14 protein-coding genes are annotated in these 14,214 nt (G+C 70.1%); 4 read left to right on the top strand and 10 right to left on the bottom strand.

The genetic code is table 11. The annotated features are described in order from the left end of the window. Positions 1-40 precede the first annotated feature (40 nt). Positions 41-901, bottom strand: coding sequence for a hypothetical protein (locus tag AB0F43_RS03635; RefSeq protein ID WP_360470101.1), 861 nt, complete (start codon positions 899-901; stop codon positions 41-43). A 362-nt stretch (positions 902-1,263) separates the two neighbouring features. On the opposite strand from AB0F43_RS03635, the gene AB0F43_RS03630 reads away from it, so the two are divergent. The 3 genes from AB0F43_RS03630 to AB0F43_RS03620 are packed head-to-tail and all read left to right on the top strand — an operon-like array spanning position 1,264 to position 4,243. Continuing rightward, positions 1,264-2,298: a MoxR family ATPase gene (locus AB0F43_RS03630; protein ID WP_360470098.1), complete on the top strand. Its 1,035-nt coding sequence runs from the start codon at positions 1,264-1,266 to the stop codon at positions 2,296-2,298. A 29-nt stretch (positions 2,299-2,327) separates the two neighbouring features. Further along, a complete protein-coding gene (locus AB0F43_RS03625; RefSeq protein WP_360470095.1) occupies positions 2,328-3,290 on the top strand; it encodes a DUF58 domain-containing protein in 963 nt (320 codons plus the stop codon). After that, the gene (locus AB0F43_RS03620; protein WP_360470092.1) at positions 3,290-4,243 is read left to right on the top strand and encodes a VWA domain-containing protein; all 954 of its coding nucleotides are present in this window, start codon (positions 3,290-3,292) and stop codon (positions 4,241-4,243) included. Before AB0F43_RS03625 ends, AB0F43_RS03620 begins: the two co-directional genes overlap by 1 nt. Before the next feature lie 64 nt (positions 4,244-4,307). Here AB0F43_RS03620 and AB0F43_RS03615 read toward each other — a convergent pair whose 3' ends face one another. Further along, positions 4,308-4,856 carry a glycoside hydrolase family 9 protein gene (locus AB0F43_RS03615; protein ID WP_360470089.1) on the bottom strand — a complete coding sequence of 183 codons (549 nt, stop codon included), beginning with the start codon at positions 4,854-4,856 and terminating at the stop codon, positions 4,308-4,310. Positions 4,857-5,092: 236 nt separating this feature from the next. On the opposite strand from AB0F43_RS03615, the gene AB0F43_RS03610 reads away from it, so the two are divergent. Next, positions 5,093-6,103 carry a LacI family DNA-binding transcriptional regulator gene (locus tag AB0F43_RS03610; RefSeq protein WP_360470087.1) on the top strand — a complete coding sequence of 337 codons (1,011 nt, stop codon included), beginning with the start codon at positions 5,093-5,095 and terminating at the stop codon, positions 6,101-6,103. On the opposite strand, the gene AB0F43_RS03605 is transcribed toward AB0F43_RS03610, so the two are convergent. The 8 genes from AB0F43_RS03605 to AB0F43_RS03570 form a co-directional block, all read right to left on the bottom strand. Continuing rightward, positions 6,036-6,431, bottom strand: coding sequence for a hypothetical protein (locus AB0F43_RS03605; RefSeq protein WP_360470085.1), 396 nt, complete (start codon positions 6,429-6,431; stop codon positions 6,036-6,038). The two genes, AB0F43_RS03610 and AB0F43_RS03605, sit on opposite strands and share 68 nt — an antisense overlap. 281 nt (positions 6,432-6,712) lie before the next feature. Then, the gene (locus tag AB0F43_RS03600; RefSeq protein WP_132157315.1) at positions 6,713-7,210 is read right to left on the bottom strand and encodes a DUF3145 domain-containing protein; all 498 of its coding nucleotides are present in this window, start codon (positions 7,208-7,210) and stop codon (positions 6,713-6,715) included. Positions 7,211-7,530: 320 nt separating this feature from the next. After that, complete coding sequence (locus AB0F43_RS03595; protein ID WP_360470083.1) at positions 7,531-8,958, bottom strand: carboxyl transferase domain-containing protein; 1,428 nt, start codon at positions 8,956-8,958, stop codon at positions 7,531-7,533. A gap of 60 nt (positions 8,959-9,018) precedes the next feature. After that, complete coding sequence (gene fabF, locus AB0F43_RS03590; protein WP_360470081.1) at positions 9,019-10,254, bottom strand: beta-ketoacyl-ACP synthase II; 1,236 nt, start codon at positions 10,252-10,254, stop codon at positions 9,019-9,021. A gap of 111 nt (positions 10,255-10,365) precedes the next feature. Beyond that, positions 10,366-10,617: an acyl carrier protein gene (locus AB0F43_RS03585; protein WP_360473000.1), complete on the bottom strand. Its 252-nt coding sequence runs from the start codon at positions 10,615-10,617 to the stop codon at positions 10,366-10,368. Between the two features lie 74 nt (positions 10,618-10,691). Further along, positions 10,692-11,687: a beta-ketoacyl-ACP synthase III gene (locus tag AB0F43_RS03580; protein ID WP_360470079.1), complete on the bottom strand. Its 996-nt coding sequence runs from the start codon at positions 11,685-11,687 to the stop codon at positions 10,692-10,694. Further along, on the bottom strand, positions 11,684-12,877 hold the full coding sequence (locus AB0F43_RS03575; protein ID WP_360470076.1) for an acyltransferase domain-containing protein: 1,194 nt from the start codon (positions 12,875-12,877) through the stop codon (positions 11,684-11,686). Before AB0F43_RS03575 ends, AB0F43_RS03580 begins: the two co-directional genes overlap by 4 nt. A 78-nt stretch (positions 12,878-12,955) precedes the next feature. Beyond that, positions 12,956-14,158, bottom strand: a complete 1,203-nt coding sequence (locus AB0F43_RS03570; protein ID WP_360470073.1) for a helix-turn-helix domain-containing protein — start codon at positions 14,156-14,158, stop codon at positions 12,956-12,958. Positions 14,159-14,214: the final 56 nt, after the last annotated feature.

Genomic DNA, 14,214 nt, shown 5'->3' with positions numbered 1-14,214 from the left:
ACCTCATCGACCCAGACACAACAGGCCGCGACCCGATGACCTAGAACTTGTCGCCCGGGTCTCCGCCCGGAGTGCCCGGAGTGCTGGGCAGGTTGGTCGGGATGCCGGTGGTCGGGACCGATGTCGGGGTCGGAACGGGCGACGGCGACATCGTCGGGGAGCCGGTGTTCGGCGGCGGTGTGGTCGGGGTGACCGTGACCGTCGCCGTACTGGTCGGGGTCGGGATGACCGGCTCAGGCTCGAGCGGCTCGGCGTTGCGGAACAGCAGCCAGGCGAGGAAGACCGCCAGCGCCATGATGATCGCCATCGTGATCAGCGCGAGGACCAGCGCCCACCGTGAGGCGGCCCGCAACGCGTTCGGCCACGGCAGCGGCCAGATCCGGAACAGGCCCGGGCGCCGGCGGCCCTCCCAGTAGTGCAGGAAGTCGGGGCCGCGGAACCGGCCGAGGTGCGGGATCCGGTCCATCAGGACCGCGGACAGGACGTCCTCACCGCGACGCTCGGCGAGCAGCCGCTCGTCCGAGGCCGCGCTGGACCCGTCGTCGGCCCGGATCGGCCCGATCGCCACCCACAGCGCCAGATCGTCGTCGTCACCGTCGTTGTGCGCCAGTACGGCGTCGCCGGGCAGCTCGTCGACCGCGGTCACGAACCGGTCCCGCGCCGCGGCGTCGTCAGCGGATCCCTCGGCCATCATCGCCACGACGGCGTCCTGGCCGGTCTCGTCGCTGGCGACGTACAGGTAACCGGCCGCGTTCGCGCCGAGCCGCCCGCGCAGCCAGAACGAACCCACCCGCGGTGGGTCCTCCGGCATCAGCGGCAGCGCGTCCGGAATCACCCGGGCAGGCGTCTGCTCCGGCGCCTCCGCCGGCCGCACCTCGGTGTGTGATTCCGTCGCAGTCATCACCCCCAATCCCACCACATCCCTGGTAGCACTGTCGCCACACCCGGATGCCGGACGGCGACCACTCGGGGGCTTGAACACGATCCGGGTTCCTGGCACAGGCTATTTCCTGTGCAAGGACTCCGGATCGTGCTGCAGCCCCCGCGAACTGGCAGCGGTCGGCGGGGCCGGTGGCGCTCACCGGGTGTGACGACAGGCCTCTCGAGGCGTGCGGACTTGAGTGGATGGGGAGGATAGGGATGGACCTGGTGGGCCCAGCGCCCGGGGGACCCGGGGATCTGATGGAATGGCCGGTGTTGTGAGTGCGCCGGAGACCGGCGTGGCGTTGACAAGGTCCGAGCGTGGACCCCGGAAGGACAGGCATGACCGAAACCACTGTGCCGGCTGGATCGGTGGCCCAGCAGTCCCGGCTGATCGGCGAGGCGATCAGCGAGGTCAAGCGGGTGATCGTCGGCCAGGAGCACATGGTCGAGACTTTGATGGTCTCGCTGCTCGCGAAGGGTCACTGCCTGCTCGAGGGTGTCCCCGGCGTCGCCAAGACGCTCGCGGTGCGGACCTTCGCCTCGGTGGTCGGCGGCACCTTCGCCCGGATCCAGTTCACTCCTGACCTGGTCCCGTCCGACATCGTCGGCACCCGGATCTACCGGCAGACGCGGGAGGCGTTCGACATCGAGCTCGGCCCGACGTTCGTGAACTTCGTGCTCGCCGACGAGGTGAACCGGGCCCCGGCCAAGGTGCAGTCGGCGATGCTGGAGCTGATGGCCGAGCGGCAGGTGTCGATCGGCGGCCAGACCTTCCCGATGCCGAAGCCGTTCATCGTGATCGCCACCCAGAACCCGATCGAGTCCGAGGGCGTCTACCCGCTGCCGGAGGCGCAGCGTGACCGGTTCCTGGTCAAGATCGACGTACCGCACCCGCGGGGGCACGAGGAGTTCGAGATCCTGCGCCGGATGAGTGTGGACCCGCCGGAGCCGCGGCAGGTGCTCAAGCCGGAGACGATCCTGGAGCTGCAGCGGTCGGCCGAGCAGGTCTTCGTCCACAACCTGGTCGCGGAGTACGCCGTTCGCCTGGTGATGGCGACCCGGACGCCGTCCGACTTCCACCTGCCCGATCTGGAGCCGATCATCGAGCTCGGCGTCAGCCCGCGGGCGACGCTGGGCCTGATCTCGGCCGGCCGGGCGCTGGCGCTGATCCACGGCCGCGACTACCTGCTGCCGAGTGACATCCAGACCGTCGCGCTGGACGTGATGGGTCACCGGCTCGGCCTGACCTTCGACGCGGTCGCGGACAACATCGACCCGCGCGCCGTGATCGAGCGCATTCTCGCCACCGTCCCGCCACCGCAGCCGGTCTGGCGCGACGGCACCGACGGCTCCGGCCGCCCGGAGTTTGTGTAGTGCCCAACCGACCAGACCCGCGGGCTGCGATGACGATTTCGCAGCTCGCTCCCGAGCGCGCGTTGCGTCGGCTCGAGTTGACCGTCGTACGGCGGCTGGAGGGGTATCTGCACGGCGAGCACCTGGGGCTGCTGCCTGGTCCCGGCACCGAGCTGGCCGAGGCGCGTGAGTACCAGGTCGGGGACGACGTACGCCGGATGGACTGGGCGGTGACCGCCCGTACGACGGTGCCACACGTGCGGGACCTGATCGCGGACCGTGAGCTGGAGACGTGGGCCCTGGTCGACCTGTCGGCTTCGATGGACTTCGGTACGTCGCAACTCGAGAAGCGCGAGCTGGCGGTCGCGGCCGTGGCCACCGTCGGGTTCCTGACGCACCGGCTCGGGGACCGGTTCGGCGGGCTGATGCTGCGCGACTCGGCGCTGCGGCGCTGGCCGGCGCGATCCGGGCGGCTGGCCCTCTACGGGCTGCTGCGGGCGCTGCTGGCCGAGCAGGTCGCCGGTGACCAGGAGGCGCATCGCAGTGACCTGGCGGCGGCGCTGGAGTCGATGGCCCGGACGCAACGCAAGCGCGGGCTGCGGGTGATCGTGTCCGACTTCCTCACCCCGGAGGACGGCGAGGTCGACATCCGGATGGAGCCGTCCTGGGAGCGCGCGATGCGCAAGCTGACCGCGCAGCACCAGGTGCTCGCGGTCGAGATCGTCGACCCGCGCGAGCTGGAACTGCCGAATATCGGCGTGGTCATGATCGGCGACCCCGAGACCGGTGCCGTCCGGGAGATCGACACCCGGCGGCGCAAGGTCCGGGAGGCGTTCGCGACGGCCGCGCTCGCACAACGGGAACGAACCAGGATCGCCTTGCGTAGGGTAGGTGCGGGGCACTTGGTCCTCCGGACCGATCGTGACTGGGTCGCCGACACGGTGCGGTTCGTGCTCGCCTACCGGCGGGTGGCGCCCCGCCTGCACCAACCGCCGAAGGGAGTGGCTCGCTGATGGAGTTCATGTCTCCCGGGCGGCTGTGGTTCCTGCTGATCATCCCGGTCGTGGTCGCCGGCTACATCTTCCTGCAGCACCGCCGGGCGCAGTACGCGCTCCGCTTCACCAACATCGCCCTGCTCGACCGGGTCGCGCCGCGGCGTCCGCAGTGGCGGCGGCATCTGGCCGTCGTACTGGCGCTGATGGCGGCGCTCTCCTGCATCGTGGCGTTCGCGCAGCCCAAGGACGAGGTGAAGGTGCCGCGGGAGCGGGCCACCATCGTGGTCGCGATCGACGTGTCGCTGTCGATGATGGCCACCGACATCGAGCCGAACCGGCTGGAGGCGGCGAAGAAGTCGGCGAAGAACTTCATCAACCAGCTGCCGTCCAAGTTCAACGTGGCGCTGGTGAACTTCGCCGGTACGGCGTCCATCATCGTGCCGCCGACGACGGACCGGGCCACGGTGCTGCGCTCGGTGGACGGGCTGGAGCTGGCCGAGTCGACCGCGACCGGTGAGGGCATCTTCACCTCGTTGCAGGCGCTCACGCAGGTCCCGCCGGACCCCGACCATCCGAACGACCCGGCACCGGCCCGGATCGTGCTGCTGTCGGACGGCAAGCGGACGGTCGGCCGGACCGCTCAGGAGGGCGCGCAGGCCGCGAAGGCGAAGAACACCCCGGTCTACACGATCTGCTTCGGCACCGACTCCGGCTTCATCGAGATGGACGGCATCCGCCAGCGGGTGCCACCGGACCGGGCCGAACTGCGCAGCGTCGCCGAGATCAGCGGCGGCGAGGCGTACACGGCCGAGTCGGCCGGCGAGCTCGAGGACGTGTACAAGGACATCGGTTCCTCGGTCGGGTACGACGAGGTGGACAAGGAAGTCACCGCCCGTTTCGCCGGGATCGCGATGCTCTTCACACTGGCCGCGGCCGGGGCGTGTGTCGCGCTCGCCTCCCGCTTCCCGTGATGCTGTGAACCTGACGCCGTGACAGTGAACGCCCGCGCGAGTGATCGCGCGGGCGTTCGTGCGTTCAGGCCTCCGTGTCGGCGTACGCGGTGAGCCAGGACAGCGCCGAGTTCCAGTTCACCGCGACCTCGTTGGTGGAGTAGGACCCGATCTCGTCGACGTAGCACTTCGCCGGGGCGCAGCCCTGGAGGTTGCGCTGGGCAACGGGATCCTGGAGGCCGGAGTTCGGCCCGCCGGCCAGCGAACCCGGGTACGGCGACGGGAACGCGGGGTTCAGCGCATGAGCCCAGAACCGGTGGTGCTGGTTGTGGCTGGACCGCTCGCCGTAGCCGGTCACGTACGACAGGCCGACCGCGTTCCGCCCGAGCAGGTAGTCCAGCGACTCCAGTGCGGCCGATCGGTACGCCGGCCGGCCGGTCAGGTCGGCCGCGATCGCCAGGATCATCGCGTTGTTCGCCGTACCGCTGTTGGAACCCCACACATACTTGCCGTCGGCCGGCTTGTAGGGGTTGGCGTACCCCTGCGCTCTCAGGTTGGCGAGGTAGGCGTCTGCGGCCTCGGCGATCCGCTGGCGAACATTCCACCTGTCGACAATCGACAATCGCCACGGCACGCGGGCCAGGGCGAGGTCGGCCAGCCCGCCGGTCTCCTGCCAGTTCTCGCTCAGCCAGCTCGCCGCGCAGTACTACACCGACTACACGCTGATGTTCACCGGCACGCTGATCGCGACCGTGCCGCTGCTGGTGGTGTTCGTCCTGTTCGGCCGGCAGCTGATCAGCGGCATCATGGACGGCGCCGTTCGGTCGTGATGATCTACCCTCTACCCACTCAAACGTTAAGGACCAGCCGGTGACCGACCTCTCCAAACGGCAAGTGACGCTCGACGAAGTCGCCGAGCGGGCCGGTGTGTCGCGCTCGGCGGCGTCCCGGGTGATCAACAACGCGCCGCACGTCAGCAAGGCCAAGCGCGAGGCGGTCCAGCGGGCCGTCGTCGACCTCGGGTACGTGCCGAACGCCACGGCCCGGGCGCTGGCCACGCAGCAGGTCGGCGCCGTCGTACTGGCGATCTCCAGCGACAACCCGCAGGTGTTCGCTGACCCGTTCTTCGCCGACGTGGTGGTCGGGGTCAACTCGGTGCTGGAGGAGACCGAGCTCGAGCTGATGCTGCTGCTGGCGACGTCGACGCGCGGTCAGACCCGGCTCGAGCAGCTGCTGCGGACCCGGCAGGCGGACGGCGTGATGCTGATGTCGATGCACGGTGACGATCCGCTGGCCGCGCTGGCCGACAAAGTCGACGTACCGGTCGTGTTCGGGGGATGCCCGGTCAACTTCGAGCCGCGGTACTACGTGGACGCGGACAACCGCGGTGGTGCGCGGCTGGCGACGGAGCACCTGGTCGCGGCCGGGCGGACCCGGATCGCGACCATCACCGGCCGGATGGACGAGGGGGCCGGTACGGCGCGGTACAAGGGCTACCAGGAGGCGCTCGCGGTGGCCGGCCTGGAGGCGAACCGGGTGGTGCACGGCGACTTCAGCGAGGACGGCGGCAGCCGCGCGATGGAGGAGCTGCTGGCGAAGTACTCCGACCTGGACGCCGTCTTCATCGCCTCCGACCAGATGGCGATCGGCGCCCTCCGGGTGCTGAAGGACGCCGGCAGGTCGGTCCCCGGCGACGTGGCGATCGTCGGTTTCAACGACATCACCAGCGCCCGCCACACCGAACCCCCACTCACCACCATCGGCCAGCCGATCCAGTCCCTCGGCCGCGAGATGGCCCGCATGCTCCTCTCGCTCATCGCGGGGGAGAACCCGACCCCGCTGATCCTGCCGACCCGCTTGATCCCGCGTACGTCGGCCTGATCGTCAGCGGCCTCGCGTACGCGCAGAGAACGACGCGATGCGAGGCGAGAGCGCTCTCCGTCTGGCGAAGCAGCTCCAGCTGCCCCGGCGAGAGCGCGGCCGGGACCAGGATCGTGCACAGCTGGAGGTGGCCGGGCCGGGGGACAGCATCGGCCCGGTACGTCATGACGTGATGACTCAGTGAACGCTCGAGCCCGGCTCGCACCGACGCGACGATCCCGTCCGGAACCACCAGCTCATCGAGGTCGAGTACGCCGGGCACCTCCGGCGGGAGCTGCGCCAGCCAGGGGACGGCCGCCGTCAGCCGCGTCCACGCGGGATTCTGCACAGAGACAGTGTGCCAACGCACGGAGGGCGCGAAGGGCGGACGCACCAAGAGCGCGAAGGGTCGAACGCACGAAGGGCGCGAACCCTGAGGTTCGCGCCCTTCACGTGGTGCGGCCGCTGTTTGCGACAACCGGGGGTGTCCCGACACCCGGTGGCCCAGCGGCCACGGCCCCTCCCACCCTGGTGAGATGTCTGATGCTCAGTCTTCTCGAAAAGTTCGGGGAAGTCCGCACCTTTCACTGCTTTCTTCAGAACTTCTCAGCTTCACCTCAGGCGTGCGACTCACACGACCTGGTGGAGCCAGCGCACCGGCGCGCCGTCACCGGCGTACCGGAACGGCTCGAGCTCGTCGTCCCACGGCCGGCCGAGCAGCCGCTCGACCTCCTCGGTCAGATCCGCCTCGCCGCTGGCCGCCTTCAGCATCGCCGCCTTCAGCCGCTCCTCCGGCACCATGATGTCGCCGTGTACGCCGGTGGTCGCGTGGAAGACACCGAGCGCGGGCGTGAACGAGTACCGCTCGCCTTCGACTCCGTTGCTCGGCTCCTCGGTCACCTCGAACCGGAGCTTCTGCCACCCGCGCAGCGCGGATGCCAGCTTCGCCGCAGTGCCGGCCTCGGCCTGCCACGACAGCTCGGCCCGATAGGTGCCCTGAGCCGCGGGCTGTGGCGTCCAGTCCAGTTTCACGGGCACGCCAAGTACGCCGCCCGCGGCCCACTCGACATGCGGGCACAACGCTGACGGCACCGTGTGGACGTAAAGAACGCCACGAGTCGTCGCCACCGGGACCTCCTGTGCTCGAGGGGCGCCTTCCCCAGCGTTCTCGAACACCTGCTTGTCGGTCCCAGCGGTACGAGCATCCCACCCGGCACCACACCGGCACCTGGCAGAACACTGCCTCCATCTTGCACCACCGCCCCCACCGACACCAGCAGCCGCGCCGTGTCAACCACATCGCCATCGTGTCGCAGACCAGATCCGGCAGCTGACAACCCGGCCGAGCCTCGCCGACTCGTCACTTCTGGTCAGCTCCGGCGACTGAACCCCACCACAAGTGACGACTCGACGGCTTGAGCGAGGCGATGGGGGGAGAGGTGGTGGGGTTAGAGCGGGATGTTGCCGTGGTGGCCGCGGGTGGGGCCGGTGGACTCGGCGTGGGCGATCGCGGCGGCTAGGGCGGAGCGGGTCTCGGCGGGGTCGACGACCTCGTCGACGACGCCGATCTCGCGGGCCCGTTCGATGCCGCCGGCAATCTTTTCGTGTTCGGCGGCGAGTTCGGCCTCGACCTGGGGGCGGAGCTCGGGGTCGACCTCGGCGAGCTTGCGCCGGTGCAGCACGCGGATCGCCGCGACCGCACCCATCACCGCGACCTCGGCCCGCGGCCACGCGAAGACCCGAGTCGCGCCGAGCGACCGTGCGTTCATCGCGATGTAGGCGCCGCCGTAGGTCTTCCGCGTCACGAGCGTCACCCGCGGTACGACGCTCTCCGCGAACGCGTGCAACAGCTTCGCGCCACGCCGTACGACGCCATCCCACTCCTGACCGACACCGGGCAGATAACCGGGTACGTCGACCAGCACCACGAGCGGCACGCCGAACGCGTCGCACATCCGGACGAACCGTGCCGCCTTCTCGGCCGACAGCGCGTCGAGGCACCCGCCCAGCCGGAGTGGGTTGTTCGCGATCACGCCGACGGTCCGACCGCCGAGCCGGCCGAGCGTGGTGACGATATTCGGTGCCCACCGCTGGTGCAGTTCGACGGAGGAGTCCTCGTCGAGCACCCCTCCGACCAGCGGATGGACGTCGTACGCACGCTTGGCCGACTCCGGCAGCAACCCGGACAGATCGCTGTCCGGTACGTTGCTCGACACGGACCCCTGGTTCGCGAGCAGATCCGCGAGCCGGCGAGCCTCGGCAAGAGCAGCCGCCTCGGAGTCGGTGGTGATGTGGACGACGCCGGACCGCCGTCCGTGCGGCTCGGGACCGCCGAGGCGCAGCATGTCGACGTCCTCACCGGTGACCGAGCGAACCACGTCCGGCCCGGTGACGAAGATCCGTCCCTCCGGCCCGAGGATGACGATGTCGGTGAGCGCCGGACCGTACGCCGCTCCACCCGCGGCCGGGCCGAGCACCACGGAGATCTGCGGGATCTTCCCCGACGCCTGAGTCATCGCGTAGAAGATCTTGCCGACCGCGTGCAGGCTCAGCACACCCTCGGCCAGCCGGGCACCGCCGGAGTGCCACAGACCGATGATCGGCAGCTCCTCCCGGCGGGCCGCCTCGTACGCCTTGACCACCACGTCGCAGCCCTCGTCACCCATCGCGCCGCCCATCACCGTGGCGTCGGAGCAGAACGCGATGACCGGGGCACCTTCGATCGTGCCGCGCGCCGCGAGCATCCCGCACAAGGTGTCCGGAGTGATCAGCTCCAGCGAACCCGGGTCGAGCAGTGCGGAGAGCCGGGCGACCGGGTTCCGCGGGTCGTCCTCACGAGGCAGCTTGGCTGGCTTCTGTGGAGCGGCGGTGGTCATGGCGTCTCCGGGGTGAGAAGGAAGGTGCGGTGTGGGCCCTGGTTGCGGGCCCACACAACCTCAGATCGTCTTGAAGGCAATGGCGGCGTTGTGGCCGCCGAAGCCGAACGAGTTGTTCAGCGCCGCGATGTCCCCGTCGGCCAGCTTGCGCTGCTCCGTCGCGACGTCGAGCTCGATCTGGTCGTCGAGCTTGTCCAGGTTGATGGTGGGCGGCGACACCCGGTGGTGCAGTGCGAGCACGGTCGCGATCGACTCGACCGCGCCGGCCGCGCCGAGCAGATGACCGATCATCGACTTCGGCGCGGTGGCGACCGCGTGGTCGGCCTCCTTGCCGAGCGCCTGCCGGATCGCCAGCGACTCGGCGATGTCGCCCTGCGGGGTCGAGGTGGCATGCGCGTTGATGTGGAAGATGTCGGCCGGGGTCAGGTCGCCCTCGGCCAGCGCCCGCTCCATCGCCCGGCGCGCGCCAGAGCCGGTCGGGTCGGGCTGCGCGATGTCGTGCCCGTCCGCGGAGATGCCCGCGCCGGCGAGCTCGGCGTAGATCTTCGCGCCGCGCGCCTTGGCGTGCTCGTACGACTCCAGCACCAGGATCCCGGCGCCCTCACCGAGCAGGAACCCGTCCCGGTCCACGTCCCACGGCCGCGATGCCTTCTCCGGCTCGTCGTTCCGCTTGCTCAGCGCCATCATCTGCCCGAAGGCGGCCAGCGGCAACGCCATGATCGCGCCCTCGGTCCCACCGGCCAGTACGACGTCCGCGCGGCCGAGCCGGATCTGGTCCAGCCCCAGGGCGATCGCCTCGTTGCCGGAGGCACAGGCCGAGACCGGGGTGTGGACGCCGGCCTTGGCGCCGAACTCCAGGCTCACGTACGCGGCGGACGAGTTCGGCATCAGCATCGGGATCGCCAGCGGCGACACCCGGCGCGGGTTGCTCTTCAGCGCGTCGTAGTTGGCCAGCGTGGTGTGCAGGCCACCGATGCCGGAGGCAACGGCGACACCGAGGCGCTCCTTGTCCAGCCCGGAATCCTCAAGCCCCGCGTCGGCCCAGGCCTCGCGGGCGGCGACGACGGCGAACTGCGCGTTGCGGTCGAGCCGGCGGGCCTTGACCCGTTCGATCACCTCGGTCGGCTCGACCGCGGCCGGGGCCGCGATCTGGACCGCCAGGTTCTGCACCCACTCGTCGGTCAGCCGCCGCGCGCCGGAGCGGCCGGCCAGCAGCCCTTCCCAGGTGCTGGGCACGTCACCCCCGAGCGGGGTGGTCGCTCCGAGCCCGGTAATCACGACTCGGGTCTTCGACATCTTCTACCTCATTCTTCGGTGTACGGAGATCGGCGAGCGAGGGGTGGTCTGCCACCGTGCTCACCGGACGTGCGGTCCGGTGAGCATCGGCCAGCACATGCGGGGGCTTGGTCAGCCGTTCTGGGCGCGCTCGATGAACGCGACCGCGTCACCAACGGTCTTCAGGTTCTTCACCTCGTCGTCGGGGATCTTCACGTCGAACTTCTCCTCGGCGGCCACCACGACCTCCACCATGGAGAGGGAGTCGACGTCGAGGTCGTCGGTGAAGGACTTGTCCAGCTGGACGTCCTCGACCGGGATGCCGGCGATCTCGTTCACGATCTCGGCGAGGCTGGAACGGATCTCTTCGGTGCTGGCCATCAGTTCGTTTCCCTTTCGGATTCTCTTGCTTGCAACGACCGGGGCCGGCCACCTGAGCCGCCCCGGACAACTATGGGCTACGGGACCCGGATCACCTGAGCGGCGTACACGAGGCCGGCGCCGAAGCCGATGATGAGGGCGAGGTCGCCGCTCTTCGCCTCGCCACTGTCGCGCATCGCGGTGAGCGCGAGCGGGATCGACGCGGCCGACGTGTTGCCCTGCCGCTCGATGTCGCGGGCCACCTTGACATGCTCGGGCAGCTTGAGCGCCCGCCGCATCGCGTCGGTGATCCGCATGTTCGCCTGGTGCGGCACGAACAGGTCGAGATCCTCGGCCTTCACGCCGGCGACGTCGAGCGCCTGCTGCGCGGTCTTCGCCATCTCGAACGACGCCCACCGGAACACCGGGTTGCCGTCCATCCGCAGGTGCGGCCAGTTGTAGCTGCCCGCCGCCTCCTGCCAGGACTCCTTCTGGCTGATCACCTGGTACTGCGTACCGTCGGAGCCCCACACCACCGGGCCGATGCCCGGCTCGTCGGCCGGCCCGACCACCGCGGCACCGGCTCCGTCGGCGAAGATGAACGCCGTACCCCGGTCGGTCCGGTCGGTCAGGTCGCTGAGCCGCTCGACGCCGATCGCCAGCACGTACTTCGCGCTGCCGCCGCGGACCAAGTCGTTGGCCATCGCGATGCCGTAGCAGAAGCCCGCACAGGCGGCGGAGATGTCGAAGGCGGCCGCTGTCGGGGCGCCCACCTCGACCGCGATCCGGGTCGCGATCGCCGGGGTCTGGTACAGGTGCGTGACGGTGGCGACCACGACGCAGCCGATCTGGGCCGGCTCGATCCCGGCGTCCTTCAGCGCGTCCTTGGCGGCGTTCACCGACATCATCAGGACCGTCTCGTCGTCGTCGGCCCAGCGCCGCTCCTTGATCCCGGACCGAGTCTGGATCCACTCGTCACTGGAGTCGATGTGCTCCAGGATCTCCGAGTTCGGCACCACCCGGCGCGGCCGGTACGACCCAATGCCAAGCACACCGGCGTACGCCGCACCACTCGACGGGGTGATCGTGGTCATGAAGTCACTCCGTTCGGGTGCAGGCGGACCAGCGGTTGACCCGGGGCGACCGGGTCGCCTTCCTCGACCAGCCACTCGACCACGATGCCGCCGTGCGGCGCGGAGACCTCGAGCTCGTCGCGCAGGCTCTTCACCTTCGCGACCACCTCGCCGGCCTCGACCGTGTCACCGGCCTCGCGGGCGGTCTGCCCGGAGCGGCTGAAGGTGCCCTTCATCGGCGCGACCAGCAGCCGCCAGGTCGGCGACGCGTCGATCTCGGACGGGCTGCCGTGCTTCTCGGCGAACGCGCGGGCGTCGTCGAGCTGGTCCGGCGTCTTCAGCGCGAACGTCTCGACGCCCTTGAGCGCCCGCCGCGCGATGCCGGTCAGGGTGCCGGCCGGCGGCAGCTCCAGGATGCCGGTCACCTGCAGGTCGGCCATCGTCTCCATGCACAGGTCCCAGCGGACCGGCGAGTTGACCTGGGTGACGAGGCGGTTCAGCACGTCGCGGCCGTCGTGCACGACCTGGCCGTCGCGGTTCGAGATCAGCCGGGTCCGTGGGTCGTGCGTGCTGATCGCGGTCGCGTACTTCGCCAGCGTCTGGACCGCGGGCTCCATGTGCCTGGTGTGGAACGCGCCGGCCACGGACAGCGGGATCAGCCGGGCCTTCGCCGGCGGGTCGGCGGCCAGCGCGGCCAGCTCGTCGACCGTGCCGGCGGCGACGATCTGGCCGGGGCCGTTGTCGTTCGCGGCGGTCAGGCCGTGCTCGGCGAGCTTGGCCAGGATCTCGTCCCGGTCGCCGCCCAGGACGGCGGTCATCGAGGTGGCGGTCAGCGCTGAGGCGGCGGCCATCGCCTTGCCGCGCTCACGGACCAGCACCATCGCCTGCTCGGCACTCAGTACGCCGGTGCCGGCCGCGGCCGCGATCTCACCGACGCTGTGCCCGGCGACGGCGCCGACCTTGGTGAACGCGTCGGCCGGGTGCGGGAACACGGCCAGCGCGGCCAGCATGCTGGACGCGACCAGCAGCGGCTGCGCGATCGCGGTGTCCCGGATCGTGTCCGCGTCGGCCTTGGTGCCGTAGTGGGCGAGGTCGAGGCCGGCCACCGCGGAGAGCCAGTTGAGCCGGCTCTCGAACGCGGGATCTTCCAGCCACGGCTCGAGGAATCCTGGGGTCTGGGCACCCTGACCGGGCGCGACGATGACGAGCACGTGACAACTCTCCCCGAGCCGGGCCGTCCGTGGGCCGGAAAGCAGCACGAATTCTACCGGGCCGACTTTGTGGGAATCCTACAAAACCGTACTCCCCGGCTCCGGGTTGAGCAGGCGGCCCAAGGCCAGTGCGACACGAAGTGTGAAAGCGTCTCGGGGGTTCGGTGGCGAGTAGCCCGTGATCTCGCCCACACGCTTCAGCCTGTACCGGACGGTATTGGGGTGGATGAACATCGCCCGGGCGGTCGCCTCGATCGATCCACCCGAGTCCAGGTACGTCGAGACCGTGTCGAGCAGCACGCCATCGCCTATGGTGAGCGGGCCGTAGACGTCGGAGGCCAACTGACGACGCGCGTGGCCGTCTCCGGACAGTGATCGCTCCGGCAGCAGCTCGTCGGCCTGCACCGGTCGCGGCGCCCCCGGCCAGGCGGGCACCGCGCGGAGTCCGGCGATCGCCGCGCGAGCGGACGTCACCGCCGCCATCAGGTCTTTCACCACCGGTCCGACGACGATCGGGCCGGGTCCAAACCATTGGGCCAGGTTTTGTGCGATCTCAACAGGTTTACTCGTACCACCGAGTACTATCACCAGCCGGTCGCCCTGCATCGCGCACAGCGCGTCAGCGCCCGCCTCCCGGGCCGCGTGCCGGACCACGTCGGCCACGTTGGCGCTGCCGGGCTCGGAGTCCGGTGCGCGCCCGACGACCACGGCCACTTCCGTCGACCCCGTCGTACCGGATCCGGTCCAGCCGAGGGCGGAGGCCCGGGAGCGGACGGATTCGTCGGCCTCGCCGCGGATCACCGAGTCGACCACCAGGGCCTCGAGCCGGGCGTCCCAGGCGCCACGCATCTCCGCGGCCTGGGCGTAGACGGTGGCGGCGGCGAACGCGACCTCGCGGGCGTAGCGCTGCATCGCCTCCCGGACCACCGGTACGTCGTCCGGCGGGAGCAGGTCGCCGATGGTGTTCTCGATCATCTCGATCGTGGTCCGGAGCAGCTCGACGGTCTGGTGCAGCGAGATCACCCGGGTGAACTCGCGCGGCGCGGAGCCGAACATCCGGGTCGGCATCGACGAGTGCGCCTCGGGGTCGCGGAACCAGTCCACGAACGCGGTGATACCGGACTGCGCAACCAGCCCGATCCAGGACCGATCCTGCGCGGACAGCTTGCCGAACCAGGGCAGCTGCTCGTCCATCGCGGCCATCGCGGCAGTGGCCAGCGCACCGGTCGCGCCCTGCAACCGCTCCGCCCGGGCCAGGTGCCCTTTAGGCCGTTTCGTCACGTGTCGACAGTAGCCGCGGACCGCCACGCCATCACAATTGCACGACGTCGACCGAC

This window comes from Kribbella sp. NPDC023972 (assembly GCF_040639075.1).
Classification (GTDB): Bacteria; Actinomycetota; Actinomycetes; order Propionibacteriales; family Kribbellaceae; genus Kribbella.
The sequence above is the reverse complement of the archived record's forward strand: the minus strand, read 5'-3'. Positions and strand labels throughout refer to the sequence as shown.

Bases quoted from the DNA above. Each gene is read 5' to 3' on its own strand.
- AB0F43_RS03635 (WP_360470101.1), bottom strand. From the start codon at position 901: ATGACTGCGACGGAATCACACACCGAGGTGCGGCCGGCGGAGGCGCCG.
- AB0F43_RS03630 (WP_360470098.1), top strand. From the start codon at position 1,264: ATGACCGAAACCACTGTGCCGGCTGGATCGGTGGCCCAGCAGTCCCGG.
- AB0F43_RS03625 (WP_360470095.1), top strand. From the start codon at position 2,328: ATGACGATTTCGCAGCTCGCTCCCGAGCGCGCGTTGCGTCGGCTCGAG.
- AB0F43_RS03620 (WP_360470092.1), top strand. From the start codon at position 3,290: ATGGAGTTCATGTCTCCCGGGCGGCTGTGGTTCCTGCTGATCATCCCG.
- AB0F43_RS03595 (WP_360470083.1), bottom strand. From the start codon at position 8,958: ATGACCACCGCCGCTCCACAGAAGCCAGCCAAGCTGCCTCGTGAGGAC.
- fabF (WP_360470081.1), bottom strand. From the start codon at position 10,254: ATGTCGAAGACCCGAGTCGTGATTACCGGGCTCGGAGCGACCACCCCG.
- AB0F43_RS03580 (WP_360470079.1), bottom strand. From the start codon at position 11,687: ATGACCACGATCACCCCGTCGAGTGGTGCGGCGTACGCCGGTGTGCTT.